General features: G+C 61.8%; 2 pseudogenes. One reads left to right on the plus strand and one right to left on the minus strand.

The window, feature by feature from the left end:
• Nucleotides 1–133, minus strand: a pseudogene (locus ESZ60_RS21645) (IS256 family transposase); the annotation flags it as partial.
• A 909-nt stretch (nucleotides 134–1,042) separates the two neighbouring features.
• Between ESZ60_RS21645 and ESZ60_RS20600 the strand changes: the two are divergent.
• A pseudogene (locus ESZ60_RS20600) lies at nucleotides 1,043–1,198 on the plus strand (IS5/IS1182 family transposase); the annotation flags it as partial.

Genomic DNA, 1,198 nt, shown 5'->3' on the forward strand with positions numbered 1-1,198 from the left:
CCATCAACGCCGCGAGTTCCGCCTGGATGGCCTGCTCGATCAGCTTGCGCGCGCCCTCGCGAATAATATCGGTGAACGGGTCTGCGCTGAATCCGGATGGATCGGGCAACTGCATGATGGTAGTCAATGACATGTGGCGTATCCTTTTCTCTGCTGAGAATTGACGGCATCTGAACACCGCCTTGATATGCCACCCTTCAGGCCATCACCGAATTTCGCCCGTTACTCGCACTGTCCATGTCGGGGACTCTGTCCCTCGGCGAGCCCGGCCATTCCTGCGATGATGCATTCCGGCGGGATTTCTCTCAAGGCCACTCCGACCCCCATATCCGGGGTGGAATGCGCAAAGCTGTCTTTCCACGTGCCCCGGTTGGCCAGTGGCGCCGGTGCGGGCATCCCAGACAACCGGCCTCGTGGATCGCTCAGCCCTGCCCAGCCGGGTCGGCGCATATGCCGGAAAGGCGAGGGCGGCTCGGCCTGCCTCCATTTGGCAAGCTGGGGGCCTCGCGGCAAGCCGCGCGAACGAAACATCGGGCTTTCGCCCGCACCTATCGCGGTCGCGATGATGGCTTGATGATCGGACATCCCGTCATCTGCTTACCGGACGCGAAGCCACGGCAGGCAGCCCATGCGATTTGCCATGGTGACCCTGAGCCGGACATTCGGCAAGAATCCGTGGCGAAGCGGGCGAGGGTCGAATTGCCGAAGAGCCCTCCGGGCTCAATCAGTTACCGACCGATATGCTCCGAGCACATTTTTTTGCGCCTTGCCTGAAATCACGCACAAGCCCTAGTACAGGCAGAGCATCCCTGATGAGACGGACCGGGAGGCGATCCGGCGACCAATACACGGCCCGGCGTGAGGCGTTTCCCTTGCGACACGCTACCCTCGGCGACGAACCCGGCGGGGGTGTCTTCGTCGCCAACTCCTGTGCTCGCCAGCCTCGGAGGAACGGGGGGCACGCATCCAATGCACCTGGGGGCTGTTGAAAAACCCACGCTTCGCTGATTCCATGGGCCAGGACTTTGATGCGGGTGCCAGGATGATTGGTCATCAAAACCGAATTCAGCTCGAATTTTTCGTCTGCGGGTCGCTGCGTGACCTTGTGCCGGATGATCATGTCCTTGCCCGCGTCGACCGCGTGCTCCACCTCGGCTGGTTAGCCGAGGATGTCGCCGATCTCTACTCTGCCGGTACG

It is taken from the genome of Paracoccus ravus (assembly GCF_004522175.1).
Taxonomy (GTDB): domain Bacteria; phylum Pseudomonadota; class Alphaproteobacteria; order Rhodobacterales; family Rhodobacteraceae; genus Paracoccus; species Paracoccus ravus.